The organism is Clostridium sulfidigenes (assembly GCF_000732635.1).
GTDB classification, from domain to species: Bacteria; Bacillota; Clostridia; order Clostridiales; family Clostridiaceae; genus Clostridium_J; species Clostridium_J sulfidigenes.
Window position 1 is genome coordinate 106077 of the sequence record NZ_JPMD01000014.1, and the last position, 18212, is coordinate 124288.

Below are 18212 nucleotides of genomic sequence, written 5' to 3' on the forward strand. Positions count from 1 at the left end.
TATTCTTTATATTAAATAACTATTCCCCAAATGATTTTTTTCTTATTCACAAATAATCCTCCTAATTTAAAAGACTGTTGCAGAATTTTTTTTGCAATACGCTTTCTTTATGTTGATTACATATTATACTTTTTTTCACCAAAAGACATAGTATACTCCATCTCTTTTGTTTCCTCATGAATACGTTCATCTACAACTATAAAATCGTTTTTATCATAGAAGTTTATTGCTCTTTTGTTTTTTGTAAAGACATCTAATAGGAGATATGGATATCTAGATTTACAATGATCTATCAGTTTCTGTCCTATACCTTCTTTTTGATATTCTTTTTTCACAAAAATTCCTGCTATATAATTTTGTTCTACAATTCCTATAAAACCCTTTATAATATTATTTTCTTCATAAACATAAATATCAGCAGATGGCAACATTTGTTTCACCATATCATAATTTTTAATCCAGTATTCTTCCGGTATAAAGCTGTGAGCATTAATGTTAGTTTCAAGCCAGATTGCCATTACATCATCTAATTTACTTATATCAAATTTTTTAATCATTCTATTCTCCTTCATTTTTAAAAATATTAAAAGTAAGAGTAGAATACACTCATGAAGTTCACCCTTTCTATTGCTTTTCTAATAATATATTTTATACTATTAGAAAACTCTATTAAGTTAAATAAATACTATTAACTATGTTACATCATATCATATTATTTAGTATTTCTTATTATATGTTTCTTATCTCTTCAATAATCTAACCAATAAACTTAAATTTATGTTGTTCTATGGATATACATTCTTGTCAGATTTTTTTCACCCTCGGCTTGGACCATACACAGAAACTCCCAACCATGACACTCATAAAAAGACGTGTGGTCTGTAACAAGATAAAGTGTATCAATATTTTTTTCTCTCATATCATCACATACATAGTTCAGCATTTTACCAGCAATTCCTTGACAGCGATAATCATCTTCCACATAAACAGCACATACATTAGGAGTTAAATCTTTTCTGTTATGAAAATCATTTTCTATTACACCAAGTCCACCTACAATTTTATCTCCTATTATTACTATATACCATTGTGGAACAGGAGTTTTATTTTTCATACATTCATCTATACTTTCAAGATATGCTTCAAGGGGAATATTCCACTTCTCATGAAACCAATTTGCTGCGTAGTTTTTTAATTCAGGGTGTTCCTGTATTTTTATAATTCTATAATTGCTCATTTTTCACTCCTCAAAAATTAATATTATTACAAGATATTTTTAAATACCGCATTATTCAATTTTCAAAAAAGAACTCTTGTCATATATTTTCTTAGATATTTTCATGTATATGATTCATCACACATTATAATATCCTCAGGGGTTCCCGCTGTTACTATCTGACCACCATTTTCTCCTGTATCTTGGCCCATATCTATTATATAGTCTGCGGTTTTTATCAAATCCAAATTATGTTCAATTACCTTTTTTAGTGGCATGTTATCTTATACTCATAGCTTATGTCAACATTACTTTTTACCATGTTCCAAACAGGGCATAACGACTCTTCCATCAGTTTTATAGTCCTTTCGAACTCATCAGTCTGTACGTCCTTTGATGCAATTTCAAATATTAGATGTATACTTTTAAAATATGTAGGATAGGTTTCTCTTCTTTCACCTGAAGCAACTACTTTTAATTCAGATACAGTTTTGTTCATCTTCCTAAGCAATAAAGCTAAGGTCATCCCACTGCAGGTTGCCAGACTCATAAGAAATAGCTCAAGTGGAGTATACCCATCGCCTTCCACGGAATCAATAATTATCTCCTTATTATAACGTGATACCCCTGAAAATTTTACCTTGTCATTTATAAGATCTGCTGTTACTGTCAAATTATTACTCACAATAAAACCTCCTAAAATTACGTTTATACTATTTGATAATATTTTATTTTTTTACAACTATGTATTAACTCACAACAAAAGTACAGTATATTTACTACTTTATTGCATCCCTTTTTCATACATTTGGGATAACTTTTATTGCTTCTTACATACTAATAGTCCATGATAATATACGTATTTTAAGTAATTGTAACTTTCATTCAATTGCTAAATATTTAAAGAAATTTGTACGGATATATAGAAATGAAAATAAATAATCACTAAAAATATTACAGTTACACCTATTAGATATATGATATTTATTAATCTTTTTTCAAATTAAGTTCTTTGAAGGAAAACGGTATGGTATGTCTATCCATACAATTATAATGATGACAATGGATATAACTATTCTTCAGGGCATTCACCCACTCTAGCCGCAATAATAACTGCTAGATAATCTTGTATCATTTCTCTTGTAACATTCATTTGCATAAGATACAACTCTGCCAATGTTTTCTTAAATCCTAAGAGCATTTCTCTATCGCCTACTTCTATCGGCACAGGTGTATATTCCACCAGAAATACAGTTCTTGCAACATCATATAAAAAATCTTCATGACACACATTCATGAAATCTATAACTATTGTATGTCCATCCGATATTAAAATATTACCTGGATGGAAATCACCATGACAAAGTGTATTTCCATCTATCAGTTTATCTAGAATTTGCAATACTTCTTCTTGTTTCTTCAAATTAGTTGATGGTGAATTTACTATATTACATTTTAAAAACTCCTTGTAATTAGGTACATTACTAATCTTATTCTTAATGATTGCCTTATGTAGATTTGCCATATATACTGCACATTCCTGTACCTCACCTGTTCTCATAACCCAATCCAACAAGGATTCACCATCTACTCTGTCATATATAATACCCATTCGCTTTTCTAAAAAAATAATTTCATATGCCTTTGGTTTTGAAAAATCCATATTTCTTATTGCCTTCGCATTATGAAATTCTCTTTCTACCGCTTCTTTTGGATAGCCTTGATAGAAAAGCTTAATCACCTTGCCTTCTTCCCATCCATATACAGTTGCCGTATTACCTAAGCCAATTACTTTTCCATATTTCATTTACTTTTCTCCTAATCTTTCAGAACACTAACTTATCCATTAATCTTCATTATTCTATTTTAGAACAGAAATAGGTATTTCTATCAATAAAAGTGTAGTCAAATCCCTTTATCTTACCTTCTTTCAACTTAAAATTAACTTCCATCGGAATTCCTTTAATCAGAAACTTAGTTTCAGACCTTGGGCTAAGTTTATAATCTTCCCAATATGTGCCCTTTAAAACTAATAAGTTGTCTTCAAAAAATATCTCTAAATTTTCACCTTTAGCAGGAAATTCCTTGGGTACTTGGTATTTACCAACATATATTTTCAAATTCATATTTTCATTATGATAATGATTTTGAATGGTATAGTCTCCTAACCATGATAAAATTACATTTTCAGTTGTAATCCAATTATCTTCCGTCACATCAATCTGTAAGATTGGAAAATTAATTAAAGGCATTAGTTCAAAATAAAGCTTCTGGGCATCGGAAAAATATTCAACCATCCCCTTAAAACCAACTCGCTTTCTAGAATATTGATAAGGACCCTTCTCAATCATATCAATAGTCATGTTGGTCCATTGATTACCTCTTCTCTCACAAGCTCTTCTAATAATAGTTTCAGTATCTCCTTTTAATAAGATAATCTGAGGATTTAACTTTGATAAAATGATATTTAACTTTTTAAAATAGTTATTAATTTTTTCCTTAGAAAATTCTAGGTTCATTAAATAAAGTGTATAGCTAAAGAAAGCACTTTCAATTATAAATATATGTTCTGACTCTTCTATTGTATTTATTAATTCTTCCCAGCAGCTAACAAGAACATCGATAAAGTCTTCATCACAATTATCATATTTCTCCCAAAACCTACTAAACTGAATTGCATTATGTTCATATTCATCTACCCAGCGAACAGATTCTCCGTTTAATTGGAGTTGCTCACATATATATTGGGATATAGTTGATTTTCCCGTACCCGGCTGACCTTCAAAAAATATTATTTTACTATCCATAAAGACCTCCCAAAATATAAAACTCATAGTAATTCTAAAATACCGTATTATAAAAAGTTATTTTATAACTATCTCCATTTCCATACCAGCCCCTTCGTATTCATGAGGACGGGTACGAAATTCCAATTTCTCATAATCTTTCATTGCAACAATATAATAAATTGTATTTAACAATGATTTTTCTCATTGTGTCTTTGGGTCTTCATCCCAATTCATTTTCCTTTGAAACAAAATCACATCTTCCGCTGTAAGTATATTCTCTTTATAAGTAATATTCATGTATATATATCTTTTACAGCTTTACATTTCAATTACTTCACTATATTGAATGTCATTTCTATAATTATCAAGAGCTATTTTTCTAATATCAATAATTTCATCTGGAAGATCATCTATTTTAAACCATCTCAACTCTGAGCATTTATCTGGTTCTATGACTTTAGGTATACCATTATACTTATTAACGACAAAATAAATATCATAATAAGTTCTTCCTCCATTGTTGCTAACACGATGAGATAGATGAACAAAAGATAAATCTTTAATTTTCACATCAATCCCTAACTCTTCTCCACACTCTCTTACAACAGCCATTTTAGCCGTTTCACCTTCATCCACATGTCCACTTGCTGCTATATCCCACTTCCCGTCTTGATAACCAGTATTTTTTCTACGATGCAATAAAATTTGTATAGTATCATCCTTCTCTTATAAAATAATTGGAAATATTGCTGAAAATAACTTAAAATGTTTTCCCATTTTTCACCTCTACAAATTATTTATTAAAATTTATTTTTTTATACTCGTCAATTCTTGATTTATTATCATAAGCAAGTAAATACTCATTATATTTAGAAGCATCATAGTTTTCTCCTAATTTTTCTTTTGCTTCATTTGCTGAAAGTCCTTGCCTTTGATTAAAAGTGGAACAGGGATATTTGTTACATTCTCCACAATGATTTAAATTTTCTTCTATAACGCATTTTCTTACAGAACAATTGGTATCAATAAGTTTTCGATTTTCTTTTTCACATCTACATCCATCACAATGTATATCTTCTTCTAAAATATCGAGGTCATAATAATCCTTCCATGCTTTTGAAAGCTCTTTTCGCTGGTCATTTTCTTTTATATTTGGTTCAAATGCTTTGCATAAGTCGCAACAATATCCACATCTTGTTATATTCATGATAATTACGCTCTCTTTCTATTTGGTTTTTTCTTTATAAATAATAATCTTTCTATATCTGCGATTACTGTGTTATTTATTATATCTAAATATAACCATTTTCCATCATGATACTGGCGAGTATTATCATAGAAATTATTAATATATTCAGAGAAGTCTTTCCTTGAAGTTTCAAATTTTTCTCGTTCATTCTTTCCCAATATAATTAAAACTCTCATACCTTTTTCTCTTGGATACAACGCACAAAATGTTTTTCCACTCTTACGATATTTTAATTCAAAAACACCTGTTTTCCCGCCATTATCCCATAGCATATCCATATCGTAATTATCCTTAATGAAGTTATTGATAGCACACCAAGTTTTAAATACATCCTCTTCCATTAATTGATTCAATTCCTCTTCTGTTGGTACTTTTTCAAGCATAAGTATATCCCCCTTTTTATAAATTCAAATAATTGAAACTTATATAATCATCATTGTCTCCTATAGATAATTATGTATATTTATTACCTTGATAGGTTCACAATTTAAGAAAATTACACACTAACATCACTTCAAATTATGATTATTCTACATGGTAGGTATCGTCATTACCTGAACATATTTCAATAAGGTTTCCTTCTGGATCTGCAACATAACAAATTCGCATACCATAAGATTCAGTAGTAGGTTTATAAACCGGCTTTGCTCCTGTATTTATAACACGTTGAAATTCTATATCTACATCAGAATAATTAGGAACATCAAAACAAAGCTCCATATTGCCGTTTATGCCTTTATTCCAATGGTATACCTCAGGTATAGATTCTTCAAAACCTTCTCTTGTGCATAAAATAAAATGATGAATTTGTCCTTCCATTTCAATAGCTGTAAATCCACTGCCATCCCAATTTATATTTAATCCCATTACATCTTTATAAAATTTAACCATGGTTTCCATGTTATTTACATATAATCCAATTGCTCCAAATCTCATTGTTATACCTCCGTTAATTCAAATAATCTTTTAGTTCACCACAAATTATAATTATTCACTTACATTTACAGTTTTATATACTTATTGTAGCATAAATACTATATAATGTATTTTAACATTTGAAAAAATCACTTCTATAAAGAGGTGCTCTAAGCAGCATCTGATTAATTTTTCATATTATTTAAGTCACAAAATAAAAAATACCGCATAATTCACTTCTGAATAATACGGTATTTAAAATACTACTATCTTCTAGGGTTTTCAAAGGAAGGTGGTGTTGGGTTTGGAGCTTCATGGGAAGGTCCTGGAGTTGATAAATCAAAATATAACTTAGAATCTTCAGTATTATTAACATAATGACCATTCAAAAGATTTATAGTTTGTGCAACCATTTCCATATGGCTAAGTTCCTCAGCTCCTATATCTAAGAATAAGTCCTTTATTTCAGGATCCTTTATTCTAAAACTTTGAGAAATATACTGCATAGCTGCTTTTAACTCACCATTTCCTCCTCCTAGTTGTTCTTGCATTAGTACTGCATACTGAGGATTAGGTCTCTCTACTGTAATTTATTCATTGGAAGGATGGTCAATGGCTTGAATATCTAATTCCAATGATTTCATTCTTCTTTCTAAAATTGGTCTTTGCCATTTAAAATAATATCAGCTAACGCCTCTGCATTTTTATAATAATAAGTGAAACCTTCATCTCTTTCAAGAGATTCATCATTTAATTCTCTTTCAATAAACTCAATACATTCATTTAGCCGTGAAAGTGTCACATCCCAAAGAAACTGTTTGTAATCAGGTTTATATAACAATTTATCATATATGCTTTTTAGGAAAATCTCTCTATATTCATCTGTCATATAAAATGGAAAAGGAAAAAACTTCTCTGATCCGTGGGATATTAAACGCGCAATATCCAAAGAATAAGGCATAATACCTGCAAATGCCCAGTCTATTAAAACAATACCTTCATTGCTTTCTATTGCATTACACTGCAAGAAATCCCCATTACATAAGGTGCGTGGACATACTAACTGTCTATCTAAAAAAACACTATATGCAGAAAATAGTTTCTGCTCATTTATAAGACATTTTGACCTTTTATTTATTCTTGTCCAATATCTTTCAAATCGGTTGTCCAACTCATTATCTTTAAAGTCATTTTTCTGCCAGTACATATTAAAAATACGAGAAAGACTGTCAGCACATCCATAGGCCATATCTTCATTAAACATTCGTAAATCCGTTCCAGCAATATATTCAATTAATATCCATCTCACGTTGTTAAAATAAGCCCACCCCTCAAGTTTTGGCACAGGTAGATTTTTATTCTCAAGAAATTTTTCATAAACTTCTACCTCATATTTATCTGTCTTTTTCAAAATATATGTCTTATCATCTGATATTATTTTATAGACATTATACGTCCTGTCAACACCTTCTCCGTTATCGTGAAAACGTTCAATATGAATTTGCTGTGAAAGTGTTACATTAATTACATCAAGAACACTCTTCAACATATTTATATGGTTTATGTCTCTTATTTTTTCTGTATATACCCCTTTCATTGGATATCCCCCTTTTGTATGGTGAGTAAATTTTTACAATTGTTCTTAAATATATTACATTTTTCTAAAAATATCCAAACTATGATGTGTTATCCCAATTAAATCAGCACGTTCACATACAGAAAAATGATATTCCAAATATGTTTGAAAAACTTCTTCATTCATATCATTAATGGTTTTACGCATATGATTTGTAAACAAATCAGTTGCAACAAAATGAAGGCGTTTAACATCATATTCTTCCATTAATTCATCTATTTCCTCTTTCCTATGCACCACGAACAGCAAAGATGGATTTGACAAACATTTAAATGTATCCTTATTAATTATACCATCTTTAATGCCATCAAGAATATTGCCTTTTTGAAAACCCCAGTTTATAATTGTCGCTTCATTCATACAATATGAAATAAAAACAATTCCTCCTTTTTTCGTAACTCTTATAGCTTCACTAATAGCTTGTTTCTTAGCATTATTGTCAAATAAATGGTATAAAGGACCGAGTACTAATGTAATATCAAAAGTCTCGTCATTATAGCATGATAAATCTATTGCATTACCTTGTCTAACATCTATGTTGCAATTTTCTGTAATTTTACTCTTGAAAATTTCTATATTATGCTCAATAAGCTCAATTGCATCAACTTGAAATCCTTTTTCTGCAATTTCAAGAGAATATCTGCCCGTTCCTGAACCTACCTCCAGTACTCTCATTCCTTTTTTTAAAAACCTATTGATATAATTCATTGTAGTAATAAATTCTATTTGACCATACTTAGATGTAAGTCGCCCATCTTCATCGTAATTATTATAATACTCTGCTATATATTTTTCTTCATCCATATTCCAACCTCCAATTAATAAATCGTAATATATTACAATAGATATTTATATTTAATTTTATTACCTAATAATTTAAAATTGTTCGTTACAAGTTTATTTAATCTATACAATAAATATTATCAGTAATTATTCACTAACAAATCCTTTTTCTTCCATCAATTCAATCTATAAAACCTAAACTACCTATGAAAATAGATAATTTATTCATTGGAATAATGGTCAATGGCTTGGATAGCAAACTCCAATGATTTAATTCTTCTTTCTAAAAGCGTTCTTTGAGGACTTCCGACCTTAGATTTAGCATAAACTCTTTCAATTGATGGGAGTAAACCAGTAAGAACATTTCCAGCTTCAATTAATTCTTTCTCATTGTAATGGTGGGGTATTTGATTCCAAACTTTCTCTAGCATGTCCAACCCAATGTGAAGAGCTTTAAGTCATTTCTTTATTAAGGTAGTATTTGACCCTTTTTCTGTTATCTGAGCCAATGCCTTTTCGGATTTACTGATAGTTGACTGGAAGGATTTTATTGATTCCAATTTACATTCATCTGATACATTTTCCATGTTAGTGCTCTCCTTTTTTCGTCTATTAATTATTTTGATTCACGAGGTTAAACCATATTTGGCAATTTTTATAATATGTATTTATATTTGATTATATTAGCTAATATTTAAAATACGGCTTAACTACCTCTTATTTATACTTTATAATCTTAGTATTTACTTATAATCTGCAAATATCAGCTAAAGCATTAGTAAACAGTTTCGGTTGGTCAAGCATCATAAAGTGACCAGCTTCTTTTATAATAAACATTTTCTTGTTTGGTGCATTAATTGAATCAAAATAACGACTTGCTATTGTATGAGGGGCTTGAAAATCTCTGTCTCCAAGAATATAAAAAACAGGTATTTCATAATCACGACTTTCTTCATATAAACTATGTGAAAATAAAAAATCCCAAAGTTTTTTATTACTACTCATCCCTTTAAATAAACTCACAATATCTGACAACCTGAAAATTGGGCTTTTAACTAATGTTTTTATTATAGGAATAAAATTCATTCCAACCTTATACTTTCCTTGCAGTATTCTAATTCTTTGTAATTTCTTTATCATAGGCTTTTCGTAATTTTTTTCGGGATAAACCCCTATTTTTTCAAGACTGTCTAAATCCTTTTTATTGCCCGCTTTTATTATTAATTCTCTTACTTTTTCGTAACCAATCCTTTCATTCTCCACTATATCTATTACTTGTCCTGCACCGATGTAGTATAATACCTCTTGAGGATATTTCAGCACAAATAATGTTCCCAGTACACTTCCCCAAGAATGACCTAATATAACAATCTTCTCCTTTTTATATTTCTTTTTCAAATAATTAACTATTTCAAATAAATCATCTATTAATTCTTCACAAGAAGGATAGTTACTATTTCTTTTCGATTTGGTTAATGTTTTTCCTGCACCTCTTTGATCCCAATGAACAATGTTAAAAAAACTTGATAATTCTTTTTGAAAAGCATATGCGAATGTTGACTCTGGCATTCCTGGACCACCATGTAAAAACAAAAGGACAGGAAGTTCAGCACTGATGGTGTGGTGTAACAAGTATTGTTCTATTCCATTGATTTTGATATATTCTGAAGAATAATCGTTTTGTTTTTTCATAACTTACACCTCCTCTATAAAAATAATCTCTATTTCTGAACATACTGGTATTTCAATATTATTACTTATAGTTGTACAAATTTTATTTTACTACCTCACCATTATATCCACCAGTAATTTCAATAATGTTATCATCAGGGTCTTTTAATTGAAAATAATAATATGGTGTTCTGGAATAAAAATATTTTATATTAGTAATCTTCGTTGATATATTTAAACTTATAATCCTATCGTATTCCTTTTGCAAATCTTCAATCCAAAAATTTAAAACAAACTTATTCTTATTAGGTGCACTTGTTACACCAGTGAAATCAAATTCTTTATCATATTTGCCTATACTTATTATCTTATCAGGATTTTCTTCATCGAAGTGTGGATTAAGCATAGATATGTTGTGTCCTTCAAAGTGAAATTCTGCAAACCTATTTTGATTTCTACAACTTACTTCTATATCAAGCAATTTACTGTAGAGATCTATAGATTTATTAATATCTGCTACAACAAGATAAATGGAACCTAAATGTAACATAAAAAAATCCTCCGCTACTTCTTTTTCCAACTTTTCAAATTTGGCATATTTTTTTCTCCATAGTTAATCTCTCCTATTAATATTTAAATTGTTAATTCTGTCTTATTATACCATTTTAAAATTGACACCTGTATGTCAACTTTAAAAATAATTTTCATAAGCTTCTTTAAATCTATTTGCAACTTCACTTTTTAATGATTCAGGAGAAATAACTTTAGCATGATTCCCAAATGACATAATCATCCCATAAAGCCACTCATCTTTAGGATAATTCAATGATACAGTAAAACTTCCATCCTCATTAGATTTTATTTCATGTTCTTCAAAATAATCAAATACTTGATATGCCATACATTTATCTATTTTCATAGAAAACGAAATTTTATTTTGCGGAGAATCTATATATTTATCAATTTCTTCTTTATCCTCTATGTTAAGTTCCTTCTTTTTAAAAGACTCATCAAGACATTCAACTCTTTTCATTCTTGACAATTTAAATACTCTAATAGCCTGTTTTTCTTGACAGTACCCTCTTAAATACCATGCATGTCCTTTAAACCAAAGCTGTATTGGCTCCACTTTACGAGTTGAAATATCTCCAATTCTACCGTAATAATCAAATTTTAAAACACGTGTTTTCACTATTGCAAATTTTACTCTTTGAAATAATTCTTGATGTTGATTACTCCAATCAGAAAAATCTATCGAAATCCAATTTGGATTTTTTATTTGAAATAGCCCAGATAATTTAACTAATAAATCATTAATAGTACCTTTTTCTACCTCTTGTATACTTTGAATGGCTGCTAAAATTTGAATCTGTTCATCTTCAGATACAATACTTTTTTCAAAAACAAAATTATCAAGGATTGCAATTCCTCCATATTTTCCTTTTTTAGCGTATATAGGAATTCCAGCCATACTTAACGTTTCTACATCACGATAAATAGTTCGTACAGATACTTCAAAATGTTCTGCTAATTCACTAGCTTTTATACATTTTTTTCTGATAGCAAATACATTATTTCAAATAATCGCTTCAATCAATCTCCCCCCAAAATGGTGTACAACTAATCAATTATCAACATTAAATTCTCTCCTGCAGGATATCTATATTGTACATATATTGAATAAAACTTACCACAATAGAATTATATGGTAAGCTTTGTATAAGGTATCTTCTCTATATATTTTGTCATAACAAAAATATTTTAACCGTGATTATAAGCTATATGTTCTGAACCGAAAAATTTAGGATTCTCACTACTTATCATTTCAAAAATATTATCATTTAAAAAACTAGGTAATAAATATATTTTCTTTAAGTTATTTATATCAATCCATTCACTTTTAAGTTGCATATCATCTATTTCTGTAGGATTAATAGTTTTGTCATTTTTTAATTTACATATAAAAATATGATATATTTTATGAATATAATCAGGATATAACTCTCGTGTTTTAGGGCTATCACATATTTCTTCATATAAAGCAGAAAATCTTATTGGTACAACATTGTATCCTGTTTCTTCAACACATTCTCTTATAACAGCCTCATGTAAAGTTTCATATATATCTTGTCCTCCACCTGGCAATGAATAATAATTCCCATTATTCTCATCAAAGCACTTGTTTAATAAAATTTTATTGTTATCTATAATAATTGCTTTTGCTGCACTTCTAATGCTCATTTTTACCTCCATAAAAAAATAACTTGTTGTTAAAATACTCTTTGTCTGACACTTAAAAAGAACTGCATCTTTTCATTTTAATATCTCATATGACTTGTAAGCAATATAAGAATATTGTGTATTAATATAACTTCTGATTATGATTATTTTGCGGGTGTTAGAGGAAACTTATTCATTGATGTATATTTTGATACTCGAAATCCGAGATTTTCATATAATGGTTTCCCTTTTTCAGTCGCCATTAAATCAACTGCGGCAACGCCTAATAGCTTTGCTTCCGATAAAAGTTCAGTCATAACTTTAGTTGCAATGCCTTTTCCTCTATATTGAGGGTATGTAAAAACATTGTATACCGTACCTACAAGATATGATGAAAACGCTATCATCGGAGGTCTTTCCACGATTGACATAAATGCAGTTGCTAATACTTCATTTTCATTCTCGGCAATGATAGCAATAAATCCCTTGTTAAGGTGTTGAGTAAAATATTCTTCTAACTTCGTTCTAATATCTTGCACCTCTTCCGAAGAATACACACCTTTTTCTGCAAACAGGTAATCCATACGAATATTTATGAGGAGGTCAATATCCTCTTTAACCATTTTTCTTACTTTCATGTTTTGCACCACCTTATATTTATAATCTTCAGTTCGCACTTTCCTTGAATTGCGAACTAAAAAATTATTTAATTTTATTTTGTATTAAATTAATATTGTTTAGTTATTTCTTCTTCTTTAAGTCCAAAATGTAAAGCCAATGCACTCATCACCTCTTCCTTAGTATCAATTCCAATATTATCTCTAACTAGTGTAAAAAAACCACTATTTCTATATTTTTCATAATGTTCTTTGTTATTTACCCTCGCAATTCCTTCTAAATAATTAGCCATAACCTTTTCAGGATTTTTAGACTTCAAGATTTGTTCTTTTATAAATTTTTTATCAGCATCATCTCTATTAAAAAACTGTTCTATAGCCATTGATTGCGGTGATAACATAATAGCAACTTGATTGTAATCCGCAATATTTTTTAATAATTCTACTGGAATATTTGTATCAACGATAACTTTTCTGTCCTTAGACACTCTAATTAATTCTGCTATCTCCAAATTACTTTCCTCAATCCATTTTTCATATGATTCAGGACTTCTATTAACAAACTCCTGCCAATCTTTCATGGTTTCAAAATAACAAACATTAGGAAATAATTCTGGCTTTGCAATTTTACTAGTCATATTAAAATGGTAATTTTCCTCACGTGAAATTAAATTGTATTTTTCCGCAAGACGTTTAACCATTGTTGATTTTCCTGCATAAGCTGTACCAGTAATAAACATTACATTTTTTAAACAATATTTAATAATACTATCATCTATTTTCATATTTTTAGCTCCTTAAAACTTAATAATCTACTCTAATACTATTATAATATATTCTACAAAATACGAATTAAAACACAGTAAAATTCACTTCTGAATTAATAAGATATCCTGGTTCCTTGACTTTATTTTCTCTCTACAATTTCACCATTACTTTTCAAAATACTATTCTCTGGAATATAGCCTCTTACAGAACTTAATGGATAAACAATACTATCTTTTCCTATTATTGTCCCTGGGTTTAAAACTGAGTTACATCCTACTTCAGCTGAATCGCCTAGAATTGCACCAAATTTCCTTAAACCAGTTTCAACAATATCTGTACCATATTTTACTTTTACTAATGTTCCATCAGACTTTAAATTGGAGGTTATTGCACCTGCCCCCAAATGGGCTTTATACCCTAATATTGAATCACCAACATAATTGTAATGGGGAACTTGCACTTTATTAAAGAGGATTGAATTTTTAATTTCAGTTGAGTTTCCAATTACAACATCATTACCAATGATAACATTGTCTCTAATGTAAGCAGAATGCCTGATTTCGCAATTGTAACCGATAATCGCTGGACCGTTTATAAGAACACTTTTTTCTATAGTAGTGCCTTTGCCAACCCATACAAATTCCTCAATTCTTTCAAAATCATTAGGCAGAGTTTTTGCGTATTCAAAAATGAAATCCTTAATTTCTGTAAGAGCTTCCCAAGGATACTTAACCCCTTCAAATATGGCTCTTGCATCTAATTCTTCAATGTTTAATAGTTCGTTTACAGAAACTTTCATTATAATCCTCCTCTGATTTATTTCGTCATATCCTACAATTATTCATTTGTAAATTCAACCTACATACATATAATAACATATTTTAAAATACTGTACTATTAAGTTTTTAAATAACTAATTTGTAGAATACTTGAATTGCGACGTAAAAAAATACCGCATATTCATCCTGAATAGTACGGTGTTTTGAGAAAATATTTGATTATACAATTGCTAGCCCTTGTGAGAACGTTTCGAAGTATTATATTCTCATCACTTCACTTTCTCAAAAACAAAATCACAACAATTTCCTCCCTCTCCTAATGTTTGTGTTCTTTTCCATTTCACGTGTCTATGAAGCCCCCTAAAGCAATAAGTATCATTCTTACAGTAGAGTTTTGAAATCTCCGAACAACTGTTTTCTAATGGGACATCTACAAAAATACATTTATTTACCGTATATGCAAATCCATTATCATCATCTTGTAGAAAATCAGTCTCCCAGCATTTTCTGTTTTTACCTTTCATATCATTCCACAAAGATTTCCTGATTAGTTTATAGCCATTGGGAAGCAAATCTAACATGTTATAAATCATTCCAGCAAGTTTTGCAATTGATTCAAATACATTTTCTAATATATAATAGGCCTCATCCTTTGTAAAACCATACTTTTGTAAAATCTGATATGCAGCAATTCCAGGAAATATGGAATTACATAATGCATGCTTTTTATAATCATTTTCCCCATAATCAGCATCCTTTTCTAATTCCATAATGCATTTAATAATATCCTGTTCAAGTTCTTCTATTCTTACCTTCTTCCATTGCTTTTTCTTAAGAATTTTCTTAATTTCTTTCAAAGTATATTTTATATATAATCTTTTTTTTATTTCTTTTTCGGAACTCATTTGTTAACTCCTCCAATTCAATTAATACAAAATTACTTGAGCTTAAATTGCTATCATTAGTGGATTATATCATATTGTTTAAACACGGTACTTTCCGGCTTTCAAAGATACTATTTATTAGTTCCTCTTATACTCAAATTACACACTAACATCACTTCAAATTATGATTATTCTACATGGTAGGTATCGTCATTACCTGAACATATTTCAATAAGGTTTCCTTCTGGATCTGCAACATAACAAATTCGCATACCATAAGATTCAGTAGTAGGTTTATAAACTGGCTTTGCTCCTGCATTTATAACACATTGAAATTCCATATCTACATCAGAATTATATATTTTAAAATATCATACTATTCAGAAATTAATATCCATATTTTAAGTAATTGTAACTTTTATTAAGTTGCTAGATATTTAAAGAAATTTGTCCAGATATATAGAAATGAAAATAAATAAGTACTAAAAATATTACAGTTACACCTATTAGATATATAATTTTTATTAATCTTATTTGTATTGGACTTGCTTTCTTTAAACTTTTTTGAAGTTTGGGTGTTAGTAATAAGAAATAAAATGCTAATGCTACAATGTAATAAATACATGCAATAATTATAAATAAATATTTCTCAATCATGTATATTCTCCCCCCTGTAATATTAATATAAATACAATTTATATGGCTTAGAATGTCCTTTTTTCATCTATTAATTATTTTTATTGATCACCTCACTCTTTATAATTATATTTTTTTTACCATACTATATGATCTATAGCCTCTTGGATCATTCTCTTTTACCAAAACTACATTGTATCCTAATTTTTCGTAGAATTTTTCTGCTTGAAACTCTACTGTACCTAAATTAATGCTATAAACATTTAGCTCTTTTGCTTTTTCCTCTATTTTACACATAAGATTTTTACCAATTCCATTTCCCTTACATTCTTCATGAACTACAAGCCAACCTATATACATTGAATCTTCAGTAATGCTCCCATGAACTCCTCCAACAAATTTATCATTATCTAATGCAACAAACATTATATTTCTTTCTTCCATTGGATAAATATTATTATCTCTATTAAACTTTTCTATTCGATTTAATAAAATAGAATTATATTTATCTACTTTTGCAGTCACAACCATAACTTGTATCTGTAAATTACTTTTTATATCAAAATCAATATTCTTCAAATAAAAATATCTAGTTGTTCTTGGTGTCCTTTCTGTAGTTCCTCCAATATCAAAACCAATAGACTTAAAATCTTCTACTCTAGATTCAACTTCTGTATATAATTTCATGCCTATTGCTTTATTTTTATAATAATGACTAACTTCTGAAATCAACTTTTTTAAAACATCAATGTTCTCATAAAACATACTACCAATACTTACCCAATCCCAAGAATAATTTATATATATACTTCCAACCAGTTTTTCACCATCAATAGCATAAAAATATTCAGTTGATGAATCTTTTTCGCCAGTATGTTTTAAATTATAAGCTCTTAATTCTTTTATCAGTTCATCTTTATATTTAAAATTTTTATCTTCTATATACCTCATTTTATCCCTCCAAAAGTCCATAAATTTCTTGTATCGGACAATTAAAATAATAATATAAAATTTATCTCATATTTATAAAAAAAACTACAGCTACTTATGGTACGGTTCTCGTAACAGTTCTATCGGCGTGGTTAAGCAAAATTTATTATTTATCATAACTCACGAATCTGTCTTGAAGATATAATAAGTATTAGCTACCGCAAATTACCATTTGGCGTTTTGCATTTTTAAAAATGAAAATATAAATATAAATATAAATGTATGTAACAACTATACTCCTAATATAACTAATTATTTACAAAGTCAATAATCAACTTATTAACCATATCTGGATTATCTTGATTTGAGTTATGCCCTGCATGATGAATAAAATAAAATGTACAATTGCTATCATCTTTTGCCCATGCCTCAGCAATTTTTTTAATATTGCCTGTTTTGTCATCTGAACCACAAAGTAACAACACAGGTTTTTTAAACTTAAATTCCGGATCATAGTGAAGACATCCTATTAAATCTGTTATTATATCAATAAAGGTTTTTTTATCTATCCTTTCAAAGCAATCCCTAACGTATTTCTTTACACTAGCTTTGTTTCCACAAGCATTCGCACTCTGTTTTATAAGTAACTTCCATGGATAGCAGTTAAATATAAACTTAGTACATTTCAGTGAACACTTTTCCATAAATGTGAGCTTACCTGTGTTTTTGGTACAATCAATCAGCACTGATTTCTCTACTAGTTCTGGATAATAATAAGATATTTCCTGAGCCAGATTGCCCCCCATTGATTGTCCTATAAGAATCGCTTTATCAATATTATAAATTTCATATAATTTTTTGCAGTCGCTAATCATTTCTTTAAACTGAAATTTTTTCCCTTGCTCCAATTTAGATAAACCGTGCCCTCTAGAATCCCATGCAATTAAATTGTAAGTATCATCAAATGCCTTAAATTGTTCATTGAACATTTCATGATTAACACCTGCTCCATGAAAAAATAGCACCCATTTATTTGTTGTTCCCTTTCTATACCAGTAATGAATCTCACAATTCAAATTTTGAAATACCAAATGTCTTATTTTATCCCCCATAATGAAC

Annotated in this window: 27 protein-coding genes; all 27 read right to left on the reverse strand. The window is 29.0% G+C overall.

The features are described from left to right. Positions 1–116: 116 nt before the first annotated feature. Positions 117–557: an N-acetyltransferase gene (locus IO99_RS06435; protein WP_035131510.1), complete on the reverse strand. Its 441-nt coding sequence runs from the start codon at positions 555–557 to the stop codon at positions 117–119. Positions 558–775: 218 nt separating this feature from the next. After that, the gene (locus tag IO99_RS06440; RefSeq protein ID WP_035131512.1) at positions 776–1237 is read right to left on the reverse strand and encodes a GNAT family N-acetyltransferase; all 462 of its coding nucleotides are present in this window, start codon (positions 1235–1237) and stop codon (positions 776–778) included. A 101-nt stretch (positions 1238–1338) separates the two neighbouring features. Further along, entirely contained in the window at positions 1339–1494 is a 156-nt protein-coding gene (locus IO99_RS19005; protein WP_156964304.1) for a hypothetical protein, read from the reverse strand. Continuing rightward, positions 1485–1901 carry an OsmC family protein gene (locus IO99_RS06445; protein ID WP_035131514.1) on the reverse strand — a complete coding sequence of 139 codons (417 nt, stop codon included), beginning with the start codon at positions 1899–1901 and terminating at the stop codon, positions 1485–1487. Before IO99_RS06445 ends, IO99_RS19005 begins: the two co-directional genes overlap by 10 nt. A gap of 387 nt (positions 1902–2288) precedes the next feature. Beyond that, entirely contained in the window at positions 2289–3023 is a 735-nt protein-coding gene (locus tag IO99_RS06450) for an aminoglycoside phosphotransferase family protein (protein ID WP_035131516.1), read from the reverse strand. 49 nt (positions 3024–3072) lie between these two features. Further along, a complete protein-coding gene (locus IO99_RS06455) occupies positions 3073–4023 on the reverse strand; it encodes an AAA family ATPase (RefSeq protein WP_035131518.1) in 951 nt (316 codons plus the stop codon). 300 nt (positions 4024–4323) lie between these two features. Further along, positions 4324–4704, reverse strand: a complete 381-nt coding sequence (locus IO99_RS06460) for an NUDIX hydrolase (protein ID WP_242844097.1) — start codon at positions 4702–4704, stop codon at positions 4324–4326. Between the two features lie 94 nt (positions 4705–4798). Next, the gene (locus IO99_RS06465) at positions 4799–5212 is read right to left on the reverse strand and encodes a DUF3795 domain-containing protein (RefSeq protein WP_035131520.1); all 414 of its coding nucleotides are present in this window, start codon (positions 5210–5212) and stop codon (positions 4799–4801) included. A 5-nt stretch (positions 5213–5217) separates the two neighbouring features. Further along, positions 5218–5637: a DUF3788 domain-containing protein gene (locus IO99_RS06470; protein ID WP_035131523.1), complete on the reverse strand. Its 420-nt coding sequence runs from the start codon at positions 5635–5637 to the stop codon at positions 5218–5220. Between the two features lie 142 nt (positions 5638–5779). Further along, the gene (locus IO99_RS06475) at positions 5780–6190 is read right to left on the reverse strand and encodes a VOC family protein (protein WP_035131525.1); all 411 of its coding nucleotides are present in this window, start codon (positions 6188–6190) and stop codon (positions 5780–5782) included. Between the two features lie 245 nt (positions 6191–6435). Then, on the reverse strand, positions 6436–6759 hold the full coding sequence (locus IO99_RS06480; protein WP_035131527.1) for a manganese catalase family protein: 324 nt from the start codon (positions 6757–6759) through the stop codon (positions 6436–6438). Between the two features lie 62 nt (positions 6760–6821). Next, positions 6822–7766, reverse strand: a complete 945-nt coding sequence (locus tag IO99_RS06485) for a phosphotransferase (protein WP_035131529.1) — start codon at positions 7764–7766, stop codon at positions 6822–6824. A gap of 54 nt (positions 7767–7820) precedes the next feature. Continuing rightward, positions 7821–8609, reverse strand: a complete 789-nt coding sequence (locus IO99_RS06490; protein WP_035131532.1) for a class I SAM-dependent methyltransferase — start codon at positions 8607–8609, stop codon at positions 7821–7823. 200 nt (positions 8610–8809) lie between these two features. After that, on the reverse strand, positions 8810–9019 hold the full coding sequence (locus IO99_RS19290) for a hypothetical protein (protein ID WP_198028565.1): 210 nt from the start codon (positions 9017–9019) through the stop codon (positions 8810–8812). Positions 9020–9046: 27 nt separating this feature from the next. Continuing rightward, positions 9047–9175, reverse strand: a complete 129-nt coding sequence (locus IO99_RS19630) for a hypothetical protein (RefSeq protein ID WP_278245228.1) — start codon at positions 9173–9175, stop codon at positions 9047–9049. A gap of 160 nt (positions 9176–9335) precedes the next feature. After that, complete coding sequence (locus tag IO99_RS06500) at positions 9336–10280, reverse strand: alpha/beta fold hydrolase (protein WP_035131534.1); 945 nt, start codon at positions 10278–10280, stop codon at positions 9336–9338. A gap of 82 nt (positions 10281–10362) precedes the next feature. After that, on the reverse strand, positions 10363–10809 hold the full coding sequence (locus tag IO99_RS06505; RefSeq protein WP_035131536.1) for a VOC family protein: 447 nt from the start codon (positions 10807–10809) through the stop codon (positions 10363–10365). 141 nt (positions 10810–10950) lie between these two features. Next, entirely contained in the window at positions 10951–11820 is an 870-nt protein-coding gene (locus IO99_RS06510) for a helix-turn-helix transcriptional regulator (RefSeq protein ID WP_341349078.1), read from the reverse strand. A gap of 200 nt (positions 11821–12020) precedes the next feature. Next, positions 12021–12500, reverse strand: coding sequence for an NUDIX domain-containing protein (locus tag IO99_RS06515; RefSeq protein ID WP_051823966.1), 480 nt, complete (start codon positions 12498–12500; stop codon positions 12021–12023). A 143-nt stretch (positions 12501–12643) separates the two neighbouring features. After that, positions 12644–13117: a GNAT family N-acetyltransferase gene (locus IO99_RS06520; protein WP_035131538.1), complete on the reverse strand. Its 474-nt coding sequence runs from the start codon at positions 13115–13117 to the stop codon at positions 12644–12646. Between the two features lie 89 nt (positions 13118–13206). Further along, on the reverse strand, positions 13207–13881 hold the full coding sequence (locus IO99_RS06525; RefSeq protein ID WP_035131540.1) for a hypothetical protein: 675 nt from the start codon (positions 13879–13881) through the stop codon (positions 13207–13209). A 122-nt stretch (positions 13882–14003) separates the two neighbouring features. Beyond that, entirely contained in the window at positions 14004–14663 is a 660-nt protein-coding gene (locus IO99_RS06530; protein WP_035131542.1) for an acyltransferase, read from the reverse strand. A gap of 249 nt (positions 14664–14912) precedes the next feature. Then, entirely contained in the window at positions 14913–15548 is a 636-nt protein-coding gene (locus tag IO99_RS06535) for an L-2-amino-thiazoline-4-carboxylic acid hydrolase (RefSeq protein WP_035131544.1), read from the reverse strand. A 167-nt stretch (positions 15549–15715) separates the two neighbouring features. Beyond that, positions 15716–15868: a VOC family protein gene (locus IO99_RS19010; RefSeq protein ID WP_156964306.1), complete on the reverse strand. Its 153-nt coding sequence runs from the start codon at positions 15866–15868 to the stop codon at positions 15716–15718. Positions 15869–15956: 88 nt separating this feature from the next. Further along, complete coding sequence (locus IO99_RS06540) at positions 15957–16184, reverse strand: hypothetical protein (RefSeq protein WP_035131546.1); 228 nt, start codon at positions 16182–16184, stop codon at positions 15957–15959. Positions 16185–16289: 105 nt separating this feature from the next. Then, a complete protein-coding gene (locus IO99_RS18335; RefSeq protein ID WP_051823967.1) occupies positions 16290–17114 on the reverse strand; it encodes a GNAT family N-acetyltransferase in 825 nt (274 codons plus the stop codon). 287 nt (positions 17115–17401) lie between these two features. Then, entirely contained in the window at positions 17402–18205 is an 804-nt protein-coding gene (locus tag IO99_RS06550) for an alpha/beta fold hydrolase (RefSeq protein WP_035131549.1), read from the reverse strand. Positions 18206–18212: the final 7 nt, after the last annotated feature.

Bases quoted from the DNA above. Each gene is read 5' to 3' on its own strand.
- IO99_RS06435 (WP_035131510.1), bottom strand. From the start codon at position 557: ATGATTAAAAAATTTGATATAAGTAAATTAGATGATGTAATGGCAATC.
- IO99_RS06440 (WP_035131512.1), bottom strand. From the start codon at position 1,237: ATGAGCAATTATAGAATTATAAAAATACAGGAACACCCTGAATTAAAA.
- IO99_RS19005 (WP_156964304.1), bottom strand. From the start codon at position 1,494: ATGCCACTAAAAAAGGTAATTGAACATAATTTGGATTTGATAAAAACC.
- IO99_RS06450 (WP_035131516.1), bottom strand. From the start codon at position 3,023: ATGAAATATGGAAAAGTAATTGGCTTAGGTAATACGGCAACTGTATAT.
- IO99_RS06455 (WP_035131518.1), bottom strand. From the start codon at position 4,023: ATGGATAGTAAAATAATATTTTTTGAAGGTCAGCCGGGTACGGGAAAA.
- IO99_RS06465 (WP_035131520.1), bottom strand. From the start codon at position 5,212: ATGAATATAACAAGATGTGGATATTGTTGCGACTTATGCAAAGCATTT.
- IO99_RS06470 (WP_035131523.1), bottom strand. From the start codon at position 5,637: ATGCTTGAAAAAGTACCAACAGAAGAGGAATTGAATCAATTAATGGAA.
- IO99_RS06475 (WP_035131525.1), bottom strand. From the start codon at position 6,190: ATGAGATTTGGAGCAATTGGATTATATGTAAATAACATGGAAACCATG.
- IO99_RS06485 (WP_035131529.1), bottom strand. From the start codon at position 7,766: ATGAAAGGGGTATATACAGAAAAAATAAGAGACATAAACCATATAAAT.
- IO99_RS06490 (WP_035131532.1), bottom strand. From the start codon at position 8,609: ATGGATGAAGAAAAATATATAGCAGAGTATTATAATAATTACGATGAA.
- IO99_RS19290 (WP_198028565.1), bottom strand. From the start codon at position 9,019: ATGCTAGAGAAAGTTTGGAATCAAATACCCCACCATTACAATGAGAAA.
- IO99_RS19630 (WP_278245228.1), bottom strand. From the start codon at position 9,175: ATGGAAAATGTATCAGATGAATGTAAATTGGAATCAATAAAATCCTTC.
- IO99_RS06500 (WP_035131534.1), bottom strand. From the start codon at position 10,280: ATGAAAAAACAAAACGATTATTCTTCAGAATATATCAAAATCAATGGA.
- IO99_RS06505 (WP_035131536.1), bottom strand. From the start codon at position 10,809: ATGTTACATTTAGGTTCCATTTATCTTGTTGTAGCAGATATTAATAAA.
- IO99_RS06515 (WP_051823966.1), bottom strand. From the start codon at position 12,500: ATGAGCATTAGAAGTGCAGCAAAAGCAATTATTATAGATAACAATAAA.
- IO99_RS06520 (WP_035131538.1), bottom strand. From the start codon at position 13,117: ATGAAAGTAAGAAAAATGGTTAAAGAGGATATTGACCTCCTCATAAAT.
- IO99_RS06525 (WP_035131540.1), bottom strand. From the start codon at position 13,881: ATGAAAATAGATGATAGTATTATTAAATATTGTTTAAAAAATGTAATG.
- IO99_RS06530 (WP_035131542.1), bottom strand. From the start codon at position 14,663: ATGAAAGTTTCTGTAAACGAACTATTAAACATTGAAGAATTAGATGCA.
- IO99_RS06535 (WP_035131544.1), bottom strand. From the start codon at position 15,548: ATGAGTTCCGAAAAAGAAATAAAAAAAAGATTATATATAAAATATACT.
- IO99_RS19010 (WP_156964306.1), bottom strand. From the start codon at position 15,868: ATGGAATTTCAATGTGTTATAAATGCAGGAGCAAAGCCAGTTTATAAA.
- IO99_RS06540 (WP_035131546.1), bottom strand. From the start codon at position 16,184: ATGATTGAGAAATATTTATTTATAATTATTGCATGTATTTATTACATT.
- IO99_RS18335 (WP_051823967.1), bottom strand. From the start codon at position 17,114: ATGAGGTATATAGAAGATAAAAATTTTAAATATAAAGATGAACTGATA.
- IO99_RS06550 (WP_035131549.1), bottom strand. From the start codon at position 18,205: ATGGGGGATAAAATAAGACATTTGGTATTTCAAAATTTGAATTGTGAG.